Raw genomic sequence first — 19,774 nt, 5'->3', positions numbered from 1 at the left:
GGCGGGCGCTGCGCTGCCGTTATTGGTACTGGCCTGGCAACTTCAGCGCCGAGCGAGCGCCACGCAGTCAGAGGTTGCGCTGCTGGAAGAGCGTCTGGCCATGGCCCATCTGGCTCAGGATGGATTGAACGCGCAACTCGAAGCCTGTCGCGATGAAGTCGGTGATCTGGGCCAGGCCAACGCCGCCAAACAAGCAGACCTGGCCGCTGTGCGCCGTGAAGTCGAACTGCTGCAGATCGAACGTGACGACGCACGCGACGCCGCCCACGCCTGGAACCTGGAACGCGCCGGCAAAGAGGCTGAGTTGCGTCGCCTGGACGCCCAGGCCGCTTCGCTCAACGCCGAGCTACGTGAGCAGCAGGAAAGCCATCAGCAGCGCCTTAACGACCTGCAGGGCTCGCGAGACGAGCTGCGAGCGCAGTTCGCCGAGCTGGCCGGCAAAATCTTCGACGAGCGCGAACAGCGCTTTGCCGAAACCAGTCAACAACGCCTCGGTCAGTTGCTCGATCCATTGAAAGAACGCATCCAGTCCTTCGAAAAACGCGTCGAAGAAAGCTATCAGGCTGAAGCCCGCGAACGTTTTTCCCTGGCCAAGGAACTGGAGCGGCTGCAACAGCTGAACCTGCGCCTGAGCGACGAAGCCACCAACCTGACCCGCGCCTTGAAAGGGCAGAAAACCCAAGGTAACTGGGGCGAGCTGATTCTTGAACGGGTGCTTGAACACGCGGGTCTTGAGAAGGGGCGCGAGTATCAGACCCAGGTCAACCTCAAGGGGCCGGACGGTGAGCGTTTCCAGCCGGACGTGATCATTTATCTGCCGGGCGACAAGCAGGTGGTGGTCGACTCCAAGGTCAGCCTCACGGCCTATCAGCAATACGTCGCGGCCGAAGACGATGCCATCGGCCAGATCGCCATCAAGCAGCACGTGCTGTCCCTGCGCACTCACGTCAAAGGGCTGGCCGGCAAGGATTACAAGCGTCTCGACGGTTTGCACAGCCTGGATTTCGTCCTGCTTTTCGTACCGATCGAAGCGGCGTTTTCCGCCGCATTGCAGGCTGAGCCGACGTTGTTCCAAGAGGCCTTCGATCGCAACATCGTGATCGTCAGCCCGACCACGTTGCTGGCGACCCTGCGCGTCATCGACAGCCTGTGGAAGCAGGAGCGCCAGAGCCAGAACGCCCGGGAAATCGCCGAGCGGGCGGGGTGGCTGTACGACAAGTTCGTGTTGTTCATCCAGGATCTGGATGAAGTCGGCAATCGATTACAGCAACTGGATAAAGCCTACAGCTCGGCGCGCAACAAGCTGACGGAAGGCCGCGGCAATCTGGTCAGCCGCGCCGAGCAGCTCAAGTTGCTTGGCGCGCGGGCGAGCAAGAGCCTGCCGGCAGACTTGCTGGAACGGGCGATGACGGATGTGGATGGGTTGGCCGAGTTGCCCGAATAACAGTTACAAAGATCAAAAGATCGCAGCGTTCGGCAGCTCCTACGGGGATACGCAAACCGTGTAGGAGCTGCCGAAGGCTGCGATCTTTTGACTTTGGCGTTACAACGGCAAATGCCGGCTCAGTAACGCCCGCAACGCCGCCGGTTTCACCGGTTTAGCCAGGTAATCCAGCCCCGCCGCATGCACCTGGGCCACCGTCTCCGGTCGACCATCGGCGCTGATCACAACCCCTGGCACTGGCTCACCCAATCGGGTTCGCAGCCATGCCATCAGCTCGGTCCCTGTCTCGCCATCGTCCAGGTGGTAATCCACCAAGGCCAATTGAGGTCGCATCCCGTCGCTGAGCAGCGCCGCGCATTCATCGCGGTTGCGCGCGGTCCAGACCTGACAACCCCAACGCGTGAGCAAACTGTTCATGCCGATCAGGATGCTGTCTTCGTTGTCGATGCACAGTACCTGCGTGCCGCTCAACAATTTTCCGTTGAGTTCGGCGCTCTTGGTCGGCAGGGCGGCTTGAGCTCGAGCCAGCGGCACACTGACGCTGAACACGCTGCCGCGCCCCGGCCAGGAGCGTACGCGCAAGGTATGACCCAGCACGCGACACAACCCGTCGGCGATCGCCAGGCCCAACCCCAGGCCTTTTTCAGCGCGCGTCTGGTGGCTGTCGAGGCGTTTGAATTCTTCGAAAATGACCTGCTGTTTATCCAGCGGAATGCCCGGACCACGGTCCCAGACTTCCAGGCACAGCTCTCCCTTGCGTCGGCGAACCCCTAGCAGCACCGGGCCTTTGGCGTAGCGGAAGGCATTGGTCAGGAAGTTCTGCAGGATTCGTCGCAACAGTTTGATGTCGCTGTCGACGCGCAACGTACTGCCCCTGACGCGGAATTTCAGACCCTGGTCGCGGGCCAGCGCCTTGAACTCGGCACCGAGGACGTCGAACATCTCATTGAGCACGAACGGTTTTGGATCAGAGTTGATCTTGCCGTTTTCCAGGCGGGAAATGTCCAGCAGGTCGCTGATCAAATCCTCGGCCGAGCGCAGTGAAGTGTCCAGGTGATGGACCAGTTTCTGCGCCTCACCGGAGAGACCGTCGTCTTGGTGGGAAAGGGCGGCCGAGAATAGTCGCGCCGCGTTCAACGGTTGCATCAAGTCGTGGCTGACCGCCGCCAGGAAACGGGTTTTCGACTGGTTGGCCGACTCTGCGGTGCCCTTGGCTTCGGTCAGGGCGACGTTGAGTTGCGACAGTTCGTGGGTCCGCTCGGTGACCCGTCGCTCCAGGCCCTCGTTGGCTTCGGTCAACGCTTGCTCAGCCTCGCGGAACGCGGTGATGTCGGTGAAACTCATGACAAAACCGCCGCCCGGCATCGGGTTGCCGATCAGCTCGATCACACGGCCATTTGGGAAAAGTCTTTCAGAAGTATGAGCGCGGCCCTGACGCATCCAGTGCAAGCGACGGGCGACGTGCACTTCGGCTTCGCCGGGACCGCACAGGCCGCGCTCGGCGTTGTAGCGAATGATGTCGGCAATCGGGCGGCCAAGCCTGATCAGTCCATCCGGGTAGTTGAACAGCTCCAGATAGCGACGGTTCCAGGCCACCAGTTTCAGTGACTGGTCGACCACACTGATGCCTTGGGTGATGTTCTCGATCGCGCCTTGCAGCAGCGCGCGGTTGAATTGCAGCACTTCCGAGGCTTCGTCGGCGATTCGGACGACGTCCTCGAGTTGCATTTCCCTACCTTCGATGGCGGCTTTTACCACCGCCCGGGTCGAAGAAGCACCCAGCACACCGGCCAGCAACCGTTCGGTATGGGCGATCCATTCACCATCGGCGTTCTGGTTCGGGTTGAAGCCTTTGCCCTGACGGTAGGCGAAGCGGATAAAACTCTGACGGGCGCGTTCTTCGCCGACGAAGCGTGCGGCCAGCTGCAACAAATCGTCGATCTGCACCGACAGCATCGAACGGGCGCTGGGGCGAGCGCTGATTTCCTGACCGATGAAGCGACCCGCCTGCCAATGTTCCGAAACCCTCGTACGCGACAGCACCGACACCCAGGCGAACAGCGTGAAGTTGGCTGCAAGCGACAACACCACGCCTTGTGTCAACGGGGTGAGCGGCAGTTTCAGCGGGTTGCTGTGCAACCAAGCCAGCCCCGGGAAACTGCTCAAGGACAACCCGAGGCTGTGGGCCGCTATCGGCAAAATCAGGGTGTAGAACCAGAGGAATGTCCCGGCGGCGAGGCCGGCGAATACTCCCCGGCGGTTGGCTTGTTTCCAGTACAGCGCGCCGAGCATGGCCGGGGCCAGTTGGGTCACGGCGGCGAAGGCGATCTGGCCGATGGTCGCCAGGCTCGCCGTCGAGCCGAGCAGGCGATAACTGACATAGGCCAGCAGTAGAATCACCACAATGCTCACTCGGCGCACCGAAAGCATCCACTGGCGGAACACTTCGAACGGCCGCTCGGCGTTGTTGCGCCGCAGCAACCATGGCAACAGCATGTCGTTGGAGACCATGGTCGACAGCGCCACGCTGGCGACAATCACCATGCCGGTCGCCGCCGAGGCGCCACCGATAAACGCCAGCATCGCCAGGGCAGGATGGGATTGGGCCAGCGGCAGGCTGATCACAAACGAGTCCGGCAGCACCGAACTCGGCAGCAGCATCTGACCGGCGAGGGCGATAGGAACGACGAACAGCGCCGCCAGCGCCAGATAGGCTGGAAACACCCATTTGGCCAGGCGCAGATCCTGAGGATCGATGTTCTCCACCACGGTCACGTGGAACTGCCGGGGCAGGCAGATGATTGCCATCATCGCCACGCCGGTCTGCACCACCATCGACGGCCAGTTGATGGTTTCCTTCCAGTATTCTTCCAGACGCGGGGCGAGCATGGCCTGGTCGAACAGGTCTTCGAAACCGTCGTACAGGCCGTAGGTCACGAACGCGCCGACCGCGAGAAAAGCAAACAGCTTGACCAGCGATTCGAACGCAATCGCCAGCACCATGCCGCGGTGGTGTTCCGTGGCGTCGAGGTTGCGGGTACCGAAGACGATGGTGAACAGCGCCAGCACCAGCGACACGATCAGCGCCGTGTCCTGGGCGCGAGTGCCCATGGCGTCGGCACCGGCGCCGATCAGCAAGTTCACCCCGAGCACGATGCCCTTGAGTTGCAGTGCGATGTAGGGCAACACGCCGACCAGGCAGATCAGCGCCACTACCACCGCCAGCGACTGGGATTTGCCATAACGCGCGGCGATGAAGTCGGCGATGGAGGTGATGTTCTCCTGCTTGCTGATCATCACCATTTTTTGCAGGACCCACGGCGCGCACACCAGCAGCAGGATCGGCCCGAGGTAGATCGGCAGGAAAGACCAGAGCTGTTCGGCGGCCTGGCCCACGGCGCCAAAGAAGGTCCAACTGGTGCAATAGACGGCCAGCGACAGGCTGTACACCCAGGCGCGCACTCGCGGCGGCAACGGCGTGCTGCGACGGTCGCCGTAGAAGGCGATGGCGAACATGATGGCCATATAGGCCAGGGCGACGGCGGCGATCAGCCCGCTGGACAGCGACATGGGAACTCCTGACAAAAGACACCCGGGACTCCCGCCCGGACAGACAGTCTCGCACGATGGCAGGGGTTAGTCAGTGTCGACCAAGGTCGCGGCGCGGCGGGGTGTCGCAGGGTGCGTGCCAGTTGGATCTTGGGTGTTTGTGCAGGCCTCATCGCGAGCAAGCTCGCTCCCACATTTGATCTTCAGTGAACACATTATTTGTGAGCAACATACATCCAGTGTGGGAGCGAGCTTGCTCGCGATGGCGGTATCACTGACTCAGCGCAATCTCGATCAACCGATGCAATTCCTCAACCTCCAGCGGCGCCGCTGAAAACAGGATACGAAACACCGTCGGCGCCGCCACCATGTTGATCAGCCGATCAACGTTCGGCTTCGGCTGATCAGGGTAACGATCCAGAATCGTCTGCAACTGCCCGCCAATGATCGTCGCGCAAAGGGCTGGCGTGGTGCTGCATTGCACGTCGCGCAAGATGTTGCGGCCGGGCTCGGAACTCATCTCGTCCAGATACTGCTCGGCCCAGGCGCGCACGTCACCATGCAGGCTGCCGGTATTGGCCGGCTCGCTCTCGGGGCGCATGCGGGCGAGGGCGACGTCCGCCAACAACACTGACAAATCGCCCCAGCGCCGGTAGATCGTCGACGGCGTGACGCCGGCGCGCGCGGCGATTTGTGGGACGGTTACGGTGGCGCGGTCCTGCTCTTCGAGAAGATCGCGGACTGCCGAGTGAACCGACTCTTGCACCCGGGCACTTCTTCCGCCAGGGCGTAAACCTTCTTTAATAGCCATGCATCGGACCTTAACACAAAGAATTTGCTTTAAGCGCTAGCCGGTAGCACACTCCGCAAAAGCAAAAAGTTAGCTTTTGCGGAGTGTGCCCATGTCCAGTTCAACGTCTAATCGTTCAAGCCTGTGGTTCCTGGCGATCACCTTACTCAGTTTTCTTGCGGCGTCCACGGCGCCGACGCCGTTGTATCACCTGTACCAGGAGCACCTGCAATTCTCGGCAGCGACCCTGACCCTGATTTTCGGCGTATACGCGATCAGCTTGCTGGCGGCATTGCTCACGGTCGGTTCGCTCTCGGATCACCTGGGGCGCAAACCGGTGATCTTCACCGCTGTGATGATGAACATGCTGGCGATGCTGTTGTTTATCAACGCAGACAGTGTCGCCTGGTTGATCAGCGCACGAGTGCTTCAGGGTTTTGCGACGGGTATGGCCACGGCCGTATTGAGTGCGGCGCTGCTGGACACCGATCGCCAGCAAGGGCCGCTGGTCAACAGTGTGGCGCCGTTGCTGGGCATGGCGGCGGGCGCGATGGGCTGCGGCTTGTTGGCTGAGTTTGCACCACTGCCATTGCAGTTGACCTATTGGGTGCTGTTCGCGCTGTTTGTGATGCAAGCGCTGTACATCTGGCGTTTGCCGGAAAGCGTCAGCCCCCAACCGGGAGCCTGGGCCTCGCTGCGTCCGACACTGCATGTGCCGATCCAGGCGCGGCGTGCGTTGGGGCTGGTGCTGCCGATTAACATTGCGGTGTGGGCGCTCGGTGGTTTTTACGCCTCTTTGGCACCGTCTCTGGTGCGCACGGCCACCGGATCGACCTCAAATCTGATTGGCGGTGCGACGGTCGCCGTGTTGACGGTAACCGGTGCGTTGATGATCTACACCCTGCGTAATCGGCCGGCCGACAAGGTTTTGCGATTGGGCGGCAGTCTGCTGCCTGTCGGCGTCGCACTGATTCTGATGGCGGTGCACAGCGCCAGCCTTACGCTGTTTTTCGTCGGGACACTGGTGGCCGGGTGCGGTTTCGGCGCCGGTTTCCTCGGTGCATTGCGCAGTGTCGTGCCGCTGGCCTTGCCCCATGAACGGGCCGGGTTGATGTCGGCTTACTACGTGCTCAGTTATCTGGCCTTCTGCTTGCCGTCGTTGCTGGCCGGGAACTTGACCCGGACCTTTGGGCTGGTGGCCACCACCGATGGTTACGGCGCCGTGCTGATTACTCTCTCGGTCGGCGCTCTGCTCGCGTTGATGCGTCAGCAGTCCATGAAAGTCTGCACCTGATGGCATATCTGCAAAACAGATAACAGTTAGAGATATTACCCGTTATATCGATATTCGATTCGGATCTACCATGAACTCCACCTCAACAGAGGACAGGAGTTCACCATGACATGCCCCAACACTGCCCCAGCCGGTTTCAAACCTTTCAGTCATTTGCAGCATCCGCGTGAAGTCATCCGCCAGTTCACACCGAACTGGTTCGCCGCCACCATGGGCACCGGTGTGCTGGCGTTGGCGCTGGCGCAGCTGCCTGGCGCAAATGCCGGTTTGCATGCGATTGCCGAAGCCCTTTGGCTGTTCAACATCGTGTTGTTCGTTTTGTTCACTGCGGTATACGCGACGCGTTGGGCGCTGTTTTTCGATGAGGCGCGGCGGATTTTCGGTCACTCCACGGTTTCGATGTTTTTTGGCACCATCCCCATGGGCCTGGCGACCATCATTAATGGTTTCTTGCTGTTCGGTCTGCCGCGTTGGGGCGAGGCCGTGATTCCTGTCGCCGAGGTGCTGTGGTGGCTGGATGTGGCGATGTCTGTGGCGTGCGGCGTGCTCATTCCCTACCTGATGTTTACCCGTCAGGAACACAGCATCGACCAGATGACCGCCGTCTGGCTATTGCCGGTGGTGGCAGCAGAAGTGGCGGCCGCCAGCGGTGGTCTGCTGGCGCCGCACCTGGCGGATGCCCATTCGCAACTGGTGGTGCTGGTGACAAGCTACGTGCTTTGGGCATTTTCCTTACCGGTGGCGTTCAGCATTCTGACCATTCTGTTGCTGCGCATGGCGCTGCATAAATTGCCCCACGAAAACATGGCCGCTTCTAGTTGGCTGGCGCTCGGCCCGATCGGCACCGGGGCGCTGGGCATGTTGCTGCTGGGCGCGGACGCGCCGGCCATATTTGCTGCCAACGGTCTGCCGGGCATCGGTGAAATCGCCGCAGGGTTGGGGTTGGTGGCCGGGATCACCCTATGGGGCTTTGGTCTGTGGTGGATGCTGATCGCGGTGCTCATCACCCTGCGTTACCTGCGCGTCGGTATTCCGTTCAATCTCGGCTGGTGGGGTTTCACCTTCCCATTGGGCGTCTATTCCCTGGCGACGTTGAAACTGGCCAGCACCTTGAGCCTGACGTTTTTCAGCGCCTTCGGCTGCGTGCTGGTGGTGTTGCTGGCGGTGATGTGGCTGATCGTCGCCAAACGGACGGTGCAGGGCGCCTGGCGGGGCGAGTTGTTTGTCTCGCCGTGCATTGCAGGATTAAAGAAATAACCTGCAAGTTTTAGGTAATGTGTGGCCTGGATCGCCGTTCGATATTCCAATAACTGCATCCACGCCACTCTCTACCCAACATCAGGGACACATGGAAGATGAGTCACCCCTCACAGTTCACCTTGCTTCGCACCCGGCGCTTCCTGCCGTTCTTCGTCACGCAGTCGCTCGGGGCGTTCAACGACAACATCTTTAAGCAGTCGCTGATCCTCGCCATTCTCTACAAGTTGACTATCGACGGTGACCGCTCGATTTGGGTCAACCTGTGTGCGCTGCTGTTCATCTTGCCGTTCTTCCTGTTCTCGGCACTGGCCGGGCAGTTCGGGGAGAAGTTCGCCAAGGACGCGTTGATTCGTCTGATCAAGCTCGGGGAAATCGCCATCATGGCGGTAGGCGCGGTCGGATTCATGTTCGATCACCTGTCGCTGATGCTGGTGGCGCTGTTTGCCATGGGCACTCACTCGGCGCTGTTCGGGCCGGTGAAATACTCGATCCTGCCCCAGGCCTTGCGTGACGAAGAGTTGGTGGGTGGCAACGGCCTCGTGGAAATGGGCACCTTCCTGGCGATCCTCGCCGGGACCATCGGTGCCGGGATCATGATGTCCTCCAGTCATTACGCGCCGATCGTCTCCACGGCGATCATCGGTGTTGCGGTGCTCGGCTATCTGGCCAGTCGCAGCATTCCACGGGCTGCGGCCGCCTCCCCGGAAATGCGTCTGAACTGGAACATTTTCAGCCAGTCCTGGGCCACGTTGAAGCTGGGCTTGGGGCAGACGCCAGCGGTGTCACGCTCGATTGTGGGCAACTCGTGGTTCTGGTTTGTCGGGGCGATTTATCTGACGCAGATCCCGGCCTATGCCAAGGAGTGGATGCACGGCGACGAAACCGTAGTGACGCTGATTCTTACGGTGTTCTCGGTCGGTATCGCGTTGGGTTCGATGCTCTGCGAGAAACTGTCTGGGCGCAAAGTCGAAATCGGTCTGGTGCCGTTCGGCTCGTTTGGTCTTACGGTGTTTGGTTTGCTGCTGTGGTGGCATTCCGGTGGAATTCCGGACAGCGATATAGGCCATGGCTGGATCGAAGTCTTGGGTTTTGGCCACGCCTGGCTGGTGTTGATCGACATTCTCGGGCTTGGAGTGTTCGGCGGTTTCTACATCGTGCCGCTGTACGCGCTGATTCAGTCTCGTACCCCCGAGAACGAGCGGGCGCGGGTGATTGCCGCTAACAATATTCTCAACGCGCTGTTTATGGTGGTCTCGGCAATTGTCTCGATCGTCTTGCTGAGCATGGTCAAACTGTCGATCCCGCAGCTGTTCCTGGTGGTGTCGCTGCTGAACATCGGCGTCAACGCCTACATCTTCAGCATCGTCCCCGAGTTCAGCATGCGTTTCATGATTTGGCTGCTCAGCCATTCCATGTACCGCGTGGAGCATCGCAATCTGCAGCTGATTCCCGATGAAGGCGCGGCGTTGCTGGTGTGCAATCACGTGTCTTTCGTCGATGCCTTGCTGATAGGTGGCGCGGTGCGTCGGCCGATTCGCTTTGTGATGTATTACAAGATCTACAACTTGCCAGTGCTGAACTTTATCTTTCGCACGGCCGGGACCATTCCGATCGCGGGGCGTCAGGAAGACATTCAGATCTACGAAAAAGCCTTCACGCACATTGCTCAGTATCTGAAGGACGGCGAGTTGGTGTGCATTTTCCCTGAGGGCAAATTGACCGCCGATGGCGAGATCAACGAGTTCAAGGGTGGGCTGAAGCGGATTCTCGAAGAGACGCCGGTGCCGGTGATTCCGTTGGCATTGCAGGGTTTGTGGGGGAGTTTCTTCAGCCGCGATCCGCAAAAGGGCGTGTTTCGCCGGTTGTGGTCACGGGTGACGCTGGTGGCAGGGCCTGCGGTGTCGGTTGAAGTGGCAGAACCAGCCCGCTTGCAAGGGTTGGTGGGGGAATTGCGCGGCGCTGTGCGCTAATTCCAGTCGTTGCGGGCCGCTAACCAAGCGTGCCCGCTCTGGGCATTCAACCCGCCATCGCCAACCGGTTACGTCCCTCGCGCTTGGCCACATACAACGCACTGTCGGCCCGTCGCAACAGGCTCTCGGCAGACTCGCCGGGCAATAGCGTCGAGCAGCCAAGGCTGACCGTCAGCTCGATTGCATGGCCGTCGGCCGAATATTCCTCTGCCTGCACTGCAAATCGTAGCCGTTCGCCAACCATGGCTGCCGCCTCACGACTCGTGTTGGAAAGCAGGATCAGGAACTCTTCACCACCAAAGCGGAAGACCATGTCCACGTTGCGCAACTGGTTTTTGATCGAGGCTGCAACGGCCTTGAGCACGTCATCGCCGGCGCTGTGTCCGTGGTTGTCGTTGATGCGTTTGAAGTGATCGATGTCCAGCATCAGCAGCGACAAGGGTTGCAGATGCCGACGCGACATCTCGATTTCCCGTTGCAGGGTCTGATCCATGGCAATGCGGTTGCCGGTATCCGTGAGCGGATCGCGCAAGGCGCTTTGGGTGGCAGCGCGGTAGAGCAAGGCATTGCGCATCGGATACAGCAATGCGGACAGCAGCGACTCGAGGTTGCCTTGTTCCTGCTCACTGAAGCGCTGATTGCGGCGGAATACCAATTCGCCCAGGTGCTCGCCCTCATGGCTGAGGCTGTAGCTGATCGAATGATGGCCGCGCAGGCCGAATTCCAGGCGCAAGTCGCTGGACTTGTGCTCGTACGTCAAGGCGTCAAGCGGTACAAGTCGCTGAATCTCACGGAAGAAGAGCCCGAGAATGCGTTGCGGCTCAAGACTGGTTTGCAGCTGCTGGTTCAATTGCTGGCGCAGTTGCGCAAGGCTGACGGGCCGCTCCAGAAGAGGAGGCTGCTGACCAAAGCCCAGGCGTTGCAATTTGGCGCTATCGAAGTCAATTGCGTTGGTCTGGGAAGGTGATTTCATTATGGCGTGCGCCCCTAAGCAGTAAGGCTGTCTTACAGGCTGGGTGAGAGCGGCTTTGGGCTGCGCGTCATACTGGTCCATCAGTCCCGTAGGACATTTGGCGCAAGTTTAGTCCGCTTTACCGACGATAAGTAACCTGTCGGCTCAGGCGTCCGCCCGTCTGCTTTCACACTGCGTGTCTGAGCAAATTTAGAGCGAAAGTCGTGCCATTCGGTTCAATCGGATAAAAAGCGTTCTAAATCAAAGTATTGAAGCTGTTGATGACGAATGCCGTGGCGTTCGGTGACAGTTGTTTGACTTGTGATGGGGGTAGTTACGACGCACTTTGAGTGCCGCGACGGGAAGCCGTCGCGGCACAAAAACGACGCGCGGGCGTTACTGAGCGTTGAACGCCTGGCCGTTGATGCCGGTGCTGTCCGGACCCATCAGGTAGAGGTAGACCGGCATGATCTCCTCGGGCGTCGGGTTGTTCAGCGGGTTTTCACCCGGATAAGCCTGGGCGCGCATGCTGGTGCGGGTGGCGCCCGGGTTGATGCTGTTGGAGCGCACCGGTGCCACGGTGTCGACTTCGTCGGCCAGGGTTTGCATCAAGCCTTCGGTGGCGAACTTGGACACACCATAAGCGCCCCAATACGCACGCCCCTTGCGGCCGACGCTGCTGGAGGTGAACACCACCGAAGCGTCCTGGGACAGCTTGAGCAGCGGTAGCAGGGTGCTGGTGAGCATGAACATGGCGTTGACGTTGACGTGCATGACACGCATGAAGTTTTCGCCGGACAGCTGCTCGATCGGCGTACGCGGGCCAATGATCGACGCGTTGTGCAGCAAACCGTCGAGATGGCCGAATTCGGTTTCGATCATCGCTGCCAGCTCATCGTATTGATGGGGCAGGGCGGTTTCCAGGTTGAACGGGATCACGGCCGGTTGTGGATGGCCGGCGGCTTCGATTTCGTCGTAGACCTGAGTCAGGTTGGCTTCGGTCTTGCCTAGCAACAGCACAGTGGCGCCGTGCGCGGCAAAGGTTTTCGCGGCGGCAGCGCCGATGCCACGGCCAGCGCCGGTGACCAGGATGACCCGGTCCTTGAGCAATTCTGGGCGGGCGGAATAATCAAACATAAGAAACCTCAACAAAATCGTGCATCGAACTAGTGGCGAGGGGATTTATCCCCGTTCGGCTGCGAAGCAGTCGTAAATCATTGCATGCAGCGTATCTGACCCACCGCAGTGACTGGTTTGGGGGCGCTTCGCGCCCCAACGGGGATAAATCCCCTCGCCACGAACCATCAGATCAGCAGCTACAGAGGGCGCTATCCAAAACCTTGCGCAACTCCAGCGGATGATCGACCACCACATCCGCGCCCCAATGCCGCGGGTTATCGTCCGGATGAATGTAGCCATAGGTCACAGCGGCGGTCTTGGTGCCGGCATCGCGACCGGATTCGATATCGCGCAAGTCATCACCCACGAACAACACGCTGGCCGGGTCCAGGTCGAGCATCTTGCACGCCAGGATCAACGGCTCGGGGTCCGGTTTGCTGTTCTTCACATGGTCGGGGCAGATCAACAGCGCCGAGCGCTGGGCCAGGCCAAGCTGCTGCATGATCGGCTCGGCGAACCGCAGTGGTTTGTTGGTGACCACGCCCCAGATCAAGTTGGCCTTCTCGATGTCGGCCAGCAGTTCGCCCATGCCGTCGAAGAGTTTGCTGTGAACCGCGCAACCGGCGAGGTAGCGCTCCAGAAACTCCAGGCGTAATTCCTCGAAACCCGGTGATTCCGGGTCCATGGAGAAGGTCACGGCGACCATCGCCTTGGCGCCGCCGGAGATCTCGTCGCGAATGTGTTTGTCGTTCATCGGCGGCAAGCCGCGATCGGCGCGCATCGCCTGACAAATCGCAATGAAGTCCGGCGCGGTGTCGAGCAGAGTGCCGTCCATGTCGAAAAGAACTGCTCTGATACGCATCGGCTTACTCCTCGCGCAGGGTCTGGATCATGTAGTTGACGTCCACGTCGGAGGCCAGTTTGTAGTGCTTGGTCAGCGGGTTGTAAGTCAGGCCGATGATGTCCTTGACGGTCAGGCCGGCCATGCGGCTCCAGGCACCCAGCTCGGACGGGCGGATGAATTTCTTGAAATCGTGGGTGCCGCGCGGCAGCAGCTTCATGATGTATTCCGCGCCGACGATGGCGAACAGGTACGCCTTCGGGTTGCGGTTGATGGTGGAGAAGAACACCTGGCCGCCGGGTTTCACCATGCGGAAGCAGGCGCGGATCACTGAGGAGGGATCCGGCACGTGCTCGAGCATTTCCAGGCAGGTGACCACGTCGAACTGCTCGGGCATTTCTTCAGCCAGCGCTTCGGCGGTGATCTGTCGGTATTCGACGCTCACGCCGGATTCCAGCTGATGCAGTTGCGCGACCGCCAGCGGCGCTTCGCCCATGTCGATGCCCATGACGGTAGCGCCGCGCTGGGCCATGGCCTCGCTGAGAATGCCGCCGCCGCAACCGACGTCGAGGACTTTCTTGCCGGCCAGGTTGACCCGCTCGTCAATCCAGTTGACCCGCAGCGGGTTGATGTCGTGCAGCGGTTTGAACTCGCTTTCGCGGTCCCACCAGCGATGGGCCAGGGCTTCGAATTTGGCGATTTCGGCGTAGTCGACGTTGCTCATGGTTAAGTCCTCTAAAACTTGAAAAATCCTGTTGCCCCGGTGGTGAGTCCGGGGTGCTTACTATTCGGTATGGCCGCTGATGCGCTGGCCCCAGGCCTTGGCGGTGGCGCAGAGCTGTTCTTCATCCAGGCGAGTCAGGCGACGGTCGTCGAGCAGTTGCTTGCCGGCGACCCAAAGGTGTTTCACGCAATCACGGCCGGTGGCATATATAAGCTGCGAAACCGGGTCGTAAACCGGTTGCTGCGCCAGGCCGGAGAGGTCGAACGCGACGATGTCTGCCGCTTTGCCGACTTCCAGCGATCCCACTTCGGATTCAATGCCCAGCGCGCGGGCGCCGTTGAGTGTGGCCATGCGCAGGGCGCGATGAGCGTCCAGCGCAGTGGCCGAGCCGGCGACGGCTTTGGCCAGTAAGGCGGCGGTGCGGGTTTCGCCGAGCAGGTCCAGGTCATTGTTGCTGGCCGAACCATCGGTTCCGACCGCCACATTGACGCCCGCCTGCCACAAGCGCTCCACGGGGCAGAAACCACTGGCCAGCTTCAGGTTCGACTCCGGGCAATGAATCACGTTGGTGTTGCTTTCTACCAGCAACACCAGGTCTTCATCGCTGATCTGAGTCATGTGGACGGCCTGAAAGCGTGGCCCCAGCAAACCCAGGCGCCCGAGGCGGGCCAACGGGCGCTCGCCGCGCTGCTCGACGGACTGCTGCACTTCATATGCCGTTTCATGTACGTGCATATGGATCGAGGCGTCCAGCTCTTCGGTGATCACCCGGATTTTCTCCAGGTTCTCGTCGCCCACGGTGTAGGGTGCGTGGGGGCCGAAGGTGACTTTGATACGCTCGTGGTGCTTGAGATCGTTGAACAGTTCGACGCCCTGACGAATGGCTTCATCCGCCGTGCTGGCGCCTGGAATCGGGAAATCGAGGATCGGAATCGCGATTTGCGCGCGAATGCCGCTGTTATGGACGCGCTCGCTGGCAACCTTCGGGAAGAAATACATGTCAGAGAAGCAGGTGATGCCACCTTTGATCTGCTCGGCGATCGCCAGGTCAGTGCCGTCACGTACGAAAGCTTCATCGACCCACTTGGCTTCGGCTGGCCAGATGTGGTCTTCCAGCCAGGTCATCAGGGGCAGATCATCGGCCAAGCCACGGAACAGCGTCATCGCCGCATGACCGTGGGCATTGATCAAGCCGGGGCAGAGCAACATGTCCGGCAGTTCGCGGACTTCGGTTGCGTTAAGCTTCAGCGCAGCTGAACGTGGGCCAATGAATACGATGCGTCCGTCGCGGATGCCCAGGGCGTGCTCTTTGAGGACAACGCCAGCGGGTTCGACGGGTACCAGCCAGGTCGGCAGCAATAGCAAGTCGAGCGCAGCGGCAGTGTTCGGCATCGAGAGTCGGTTCCAGAGCTTTTGTAAAGGATGGCGAAGTATACCCGAGCGTCTTCGCAGGGGGATCGCTATAATCGACGGCTTTTGTTCATGTGTGCGGGGTGAGGGATGCGCGATCGACTGTTGGCTGCGGAGAAGGTAAAGGCCATCGATTGGCGTGATGGCGCCCTTTACCTGCTGGATCAGCGTATTTTGCCGTTCGAGGAAACCTGGATCGCCTACACCAGCGCTGCTGGCGTGGCCGAGGCCATTCGTTCGATGGTGGTGCGCGGCGCGCCGGCGATTGGCATCAGTGCCGCCTATGGTGTTGTGCTGGCGGCCCGTGCGCGGTTTGCCGAGGGCGGTGACTGGCAGGCGGCGCTGGAAGAGGATTTTGCGCTGCTCTCCGATTCTCGTCCGACCGCAGTCAACCTGTTCTGGGCGCTGGGCCGCATGCGCGACCGGCTTGAGCGTCTGAAGCATCACGCCGATCCGCTGGCGGTGCTGGAGGCGGAAGCTATCGCCATTCACGAGAGTGATCGCGAAGCCAACCTGACCATGGCGCAACTGGGCGTGGACCTGATCCGCAAGCACCAGGGCAACGCGCAGGCGATTCTGACCCACTGCAACACCGGCGCACTGGCCACCGGCGGCTTTGGTACGGCGCTTGGCGTCATTCGTGGGGCGTACATCGAGGGCATGATCGAGCGCGTCTATGCCGATGAAACCCGTCCATGGCTGCAAGGTTCGCGGCTGACCGCATGGGAATTGGCCAACGAAGGCATTCCCGTCACGCTCAATGCCGACTCCGCCGCCGCCCACATCATGAAGACCAAGGGCATTACCTGGGTAATCGTCGGCGCTGACCGGATCACCGCCAATGGCGACGTGGCCAACAAGATCGGCACCTATCAGCTGGCGGTGAACGCCATGCACCACGGCGTGCGTTTCATGGTGGTGGCGCCGAGTTCGACCATCGACATGAACCTGGCCAGCGGTGATGACATCCCGATTGAAGAGCGCGATGGTCGCGAGTTGCTGGAAGTCGGCGGCAATCGGGTCGGCGCCGATGTCGATGCGTTCAACCCGGTATTCGACGTGACTCCGGCTGACTTGATCGATGCGATCGTCACCGAAAAAGGCATCGTCGAGCGCCCGGACACCGCGAAAATGGCGCAGTTGATGTGTCGTAAGCGTCTGCATTAAGGTTGGCACGAACACTGTAGAAGCTGCCGAAGGCTGCGATCTTTTGATCTTCCCGACGCAAGTCGGTGGCGGTCCCGAAAAGATCGCAGCCTGCGGCAGCTCCTACGGGTCGGTGTTTGCAAGTGAAAAATGCAGTTGAATGGTCAATAAAACATCAGCCATTGCCGGCCGATTTCTGCTCTAAGCCTCTCTAGTCCCCTTCAAGCCTGTCACCGGTCAACTAACTATGCTCCATGCGCATCAGGGGGATAGGTGCGTGGCGGCTCTTGTGATAACATCCGGCGGTTTCCAAGGTAGCCCGATGTGGCTGCCTTTACTGCGCAGATCCATGGCATAACTCGTTGATTTGTCGTAAGTCGGTGCATGGCACTCAGCCTGCAGCGGCGAGCTTCGTTCGTCCCATATGGATGTGACGAAGTTTCACCAGAAAAAGGAATCAGGCTTCTCATGGGCGAACTGGCCAAAGAAATCCTCCCGGTCAATATCGAAGACGAGCTGAAGCAGTCCTACCTCGACTACGCGATGAGCGTAATTGTCGGGCGGGCACTGCCGGATGCGCGCGATGGCTTGAAGCCCGTGCACCGGCGTGTGCTGTTCGCGATGAGCGAGCTGGGCAACGACTTCAACAAGCCGTACAAGAAATCTGCCCGTGTTGTCGGTGACGTGATCGGTAAGTATCACCCTCACGGTGATACCGCGGTGTACGACACCATCGTTCGGATGGCGCAGCCATTCTCGCTGCGCTACCTGCTGGTAGACGGTCAGGGCAACTTCGGTTCCGTGGATGGCGACAACGCCGCCGCCATGCGATACACCGAAGTGCGCATGACCAAGCTGGCGCACGAGCTGCTGGCTGACCTGCACAAAGAAACCGTGGATTGGGTGCCGAACTACGACGGCACCGAAATGATCCCGGCGGTCATGCCCACCCGTATTCCCAACCTGTTGGTCAACGGCTCCAGCGGTATCGCCGTGGGCATGGCGACCAACATTCCGCCGCACAACCTCGGTGAAGTCATCGACGGTTGCCTGGCGCTCATCGACAACCCTGAGTTGACCATCGATGAGCTGATGCAATACATCCCCGGTCCGGACTTCCCGACCGCCGCGATCATCAACGGTCGCGCTGGCATCATCGAAGCCTACCGCACCGGTCGCGGCCGCATTTACATGCGCGCCCGCTCGATGATCGAAGACATCGACAAGGTCGGTGGCCGTCAGCAGATCGTCATCACCGAACTCCCTTACCAGCTGAACAAGGCCCGTCTGATCGAGAAGATCGCCGAGCTGGTAAAAGAGAAGAAGCTCGAAGGCATCACCGAGCTGCGTGACGAGTCCGACAAGGACGGCATGCGCGTCGTGATCGAGCTGCGTCGCGGCGAAGTGCCTGAGGTGATCCTCAACAACCTCTACGCCCAGACCCAGCTGCAAGCGGTGTTCGGTATCAACATCGTCGCGCTGATCGACGGCCGTCCGCGGATCCTGAACCTCAAGGACCTGCTGGAAGCCTTCGTTCGTCACCGTCGCGAAGTCGTCACCCGCCGCACCGTGTTCGAACTGCGTAAAGCCCGCGAACGTGGCCACATTCTGGAAGGTCAAGCGGTTGCCCTGTCGAACATCGACCCGGTCATCGCCCTGATCAAAGCCTCGCCAACGCCGTCGGAAGCCAAGGAAGCGCTGATCAAGACTGCGTGGGAATCCTCCGCCGTGGTCGCGATGGTTGAGCGTGCCGGTGCCGATTCGTGCCGTCCAGAGACCCTGGACCCGCAATACGGTCTGCGCGAAGGCAAGTACTTCCTGTCGCCAGAGCAGGCGCAAGCCATTCTGGAACTGCGTTTGCACCGCCTGACCGGTCTGGAACACGAAAAGCTGCTGGCCGAGTATCAAGAGATCCTCAACCAGATCGGCGAGCTGATCCGTATCCTCAGCAGCGCCACGCGCCTGATGGAAGTGATCCGCGAAGAGCTGGAAGTGATCCGCGCCGAATACGGCGACGTGCGTCGCACCGAGATTCTCGATGCCCGTCTCGACCTGACCCTGGGTGACATGATCCCGGAAGAAGAGCGCGTCGTGACCATTTCCCACGGTGGCTACGCCAAGACCCAGCCATTGGCTGCGTACCAGGCTCAGCGTCGTGGCGGTAAAGGCAAATCGGCGACCGGCGTCAAGGATGAGGACTACATCGCTCACCTGCTGGTCGCCAACAGCCACACCACGCTGCTGCTGTTCTCCAGCAAAGGCAAAGTGTACTGGCTGAAAACCTACGAAATCCCGGAAGCGTCCCGCGCTGCCCGTGGTCGTCCGCTGGTCAACCTGCTGCCGCTGGACAGTGATGAATACATCACCACCATGCTGCCGGTCGACGAATACACCGAAGGTCACTTCATCTTCATGGCCACTGCCAAAGGCACCGTGAAGAAGACCCCGTTGGAATCCTTCAGCCGTCAACGCAGCGTCGGCCTGATCGCGCTGGAGCTGGACGAAGGTGACGTACTGATTTCTGCCGCCATTACCGATGGCGAGCGCGAAGTCATGCTGTTCTCCGACGGCGGCAAGGTCACTCGCTTCAAGGAAACCGACGTTCGCGCCATGGGCCGTACCGCTCGCGGTGTCCGCGGCATGCGTCTGCCGGAAGGCCAGAAGCTGATTTCCATGCTGATCCCGGAAGAAGGCAGCCAGATCCTCACCGCTTCGGCCCGTGGTTTCGGCAAGCGTACGGCGATCACCGAGTTCCCTGAGTACAAACGTGGCGGTCAGGGCGTTATCGCCATGGTCAGCAACGACCGTAACGGCCGTCTGGTCGGTGCAGTCCAGGTACTCGACGGTGAGGAAATCATGCTGATTTCCGACCAGGGCACTTTGGTGCGTACTCGTGTCGACGAAGTCTCCAGTCTGGGTCGTAACACCCAGGGCGTGACCCTCATCAAACTGGCCAGCGATGAAACGCTGGTAGGTCTGGAGCGGGTTCAGGAGCCGTCGGAAGTCGAAGGTGAAGAGCTGGAAGAAGGTGAAGAGGGTGCGGTGTTCGACGGCGAAGTCGTGATCGACGACGTTGTTGAAGATCAGCAGCTCGATGCCGCCGCTGACGAAGAACCGCAGGAGTAAGCGGACAGACAGGGGGCGGATGAGAATTCGCCCCCTTGTTGTTTGTCCTGTGGAATTGTTTTTAATGTAGGAGCTGTCGAGCGAAGCGAGGCTGCGATCTCTTGATCTAGCTCTTGCTTTCGCTTAGCCCTAAAAGATCGCAGCCTCGC

The 19,774-nt window shown here is 60.3% G+C and carries 13 protein-coding genes; 6 read left to right on the top strand and 7 right to left on the bottom strand.

Translation table 11 applies throughout. The annotated features are described in order from the left end of the window. Positions 1-79: 79 nt before the first annotated feature. Positions 80-1,444, top strand: a complete 1,365-nt coding sequence (locus ACA059_RS22975) for a DNA recombination protein RmuC (RefSeq protein WP_497634718.1) — start codon at positions 80-82, stop codon at positions 1,442-1,444. 99 nt (positions 1,445-1,543) lie between these two features. Here the strand turns inward: ACA059_RS22975 and ACA059_RS22970 are convergent, their stop codons facing one another. After that, on the bottom strand, positions 1,544-5,014 hold the full coding sequence (locus ACA059_RS22970) for a hybrid sensor histidine kinase/response regulator (RefSeq protein WP_497631117.1): 3,471 nt from the start codon (positions 5,012-5,014) through the stop codon (positions 1,544-1,546). A 250-nt stretch (positions 5,015-5,264) separates the two neighbouring features. Further along, positions 5,265-5,804: a TetR/AcrR family transcriptional regulator gene (locus ACA059_RS22965; RefSeq protein WP_497631116.1), complete on the bottom strand. Its 540-nt coding sequence runs from the start codon at positions 5,802-5,804 to the stop codon at positions 5,265-5,267. A gap of 91 nt (positions 5,805-5,895) precedes the next feature. Here ACA059_RS22965 and ACA059_RS22960 point away from each other — a divergent pair, with 91 nt between their 5' ends. From ACA059_RS22960 to ACA059_RS22950, 3 genes are all read left to right on the top strand, one after another. Continuing rightward, positions 5,896-7,077 carry an MFS transporter gene (locus ACA059_RS22960; protein WP_497631115.1) on the top strand — a complete coding sequence of 394 codons (1,182 nt, stop codon included), beginning with the start codon at positions 5,896-5,898 and terminating at the stop codon, positions 7,075-7,077. A 105-nt stretch (positions 7,078-7,182) separates the two neighbouring features. Continuing rightward, complete coding sequence (locus ACA059_RS22955; RefSeq protein WP_497631114.1) at positions 7,183-8,334, top strand: TDT family transporter; 1,152 nt, start codon at positions 7,183-7,185, stop codon at positions 8,332-8,334. A 98-nt stretch (positions 8,335-8,432) separates the two neighbouring features. Continuing rightward, positions 8,433-10,307: an MFS transporter gene (locus ACA059_RS22950; RefSeq protein WP_497631113.1), complete on the top strand. Its 1,875-nt coding sequence runs from the start codon at positions 8,433-8,435 to the stop codon at positions 10,305-10,307. Positions 10,308-10,353: 46 nt separating this feature from the next. On the opposite strand, the gene ACA059_RS22945 is transcribed toward ACA059_RS22950, so the two are convergent. The 5 genes from ACA059_RS22945 to ACA059_RS22925 form a co-directional block, all read right to left on the bottom strand. After that, positions 10,354-11,280, bottom strand: coding sequence for a GGDEF domain-containing protein (locus tag ACA059_RS22945; protein ID WP_497631112.1), 927 nt, complete (start codon positions 11,278-11,280; stop codon positions 10,354-10,356). A 375-nt stretch (positions 11,281-11,655) separates the two neighbouring features. Continuing rightward, positions 11,656-12,396 (bottom strand): YciK family oxidoreductase, encoded by a 741-nt coding sequence (locus ACA059_RS22940; protein ID WP_033055825.1) that lies wholly within the window; start codon positions 12,394-12,396, stop codon positions 11,656-11,658. A gap of 172 nt (positions 12,397-12,568) precedes the next feature. Next, positions 12,569-13,240: an N-acetylmuramic acid 6-phosphate phosphatase MupP gene (gene mupP, locus ACA059_RS22935; RefSeq protein ID WP_497631111.1), complete on the bottom strand. Its 672-nt coding sequence runs from the start codon at positions 13,238-13,240 to the stop codon at positions 12,569-12,571. A 4-nt stretch (positions 13,241-13,244) separates the two neighbouring features. Continuing rightward, positions 13,245-13,943, bottom strand: coding sequence for a bifunctional 2-polyprenyl-6-hydroxyphenol methylase/3-demethylubiquinol 3-O-methyltransferase UbiG (ubiG, locus tag ACA059_RS22930; protein WP_033055822.1), 699 nt, complete (start codon positions 13,941-13,943; stop codon positions 13,245-13,247). Between the two features lie 60 nt (positions 13,944-14,003). After that, positions 14,004-15,335, bottom strand: a complete 1,332-nt coding sequence (locus ACA059_RS22925) for a TRZ/ATZ family hydrolase (RefSeq protein ID WP_497631110.1) — start codon at positions 15,333-15,335, stop codon at positions 14,004-14,006. A 108-nt stretch (positions 15,336-15,443) separates the two neighbouring features. On the opposite strand from ACA059_RS22925, the gene mtnA reads away from it, so the two are divergent. Then, the gene (mtnA, locus tag ACA059_RS22920) at positions 15,444-16,520 is read left to right on the top strand and encodes an S-methyl-5-thioribose-1-phosphate isomerase (RefSeq protein WP_497631109.1); all 1,077 of its coding nucleotides are present in this window, start codon (positions 15,444-15,446) and stop codon (positions 16,518-16,520) included. Positions 16,521-16,967: 447 nt separating this feature from the next. Beyond that, a complete protein-coding gene (gyrA, locus tag ACA059_RS22915) occupies positions 16,968-19,625 on the top strand; it encodes a DNA gyrase subunit A (protein ID WP_008148713.1) in 2,658 nt (885 codons plus the stop codon). Positions 19,626-19,774 lie beyond the last annotated feature (149 nt).

It is taken from the genome of Pseudomonas sp. LBUM1647, from assembly GCF_059716175.1.
The sequence above is the reverse complement of the archived record's forward strand: the minus strand, read 5'-3'. Positions and strand labels throughout refer to the sequence as shown.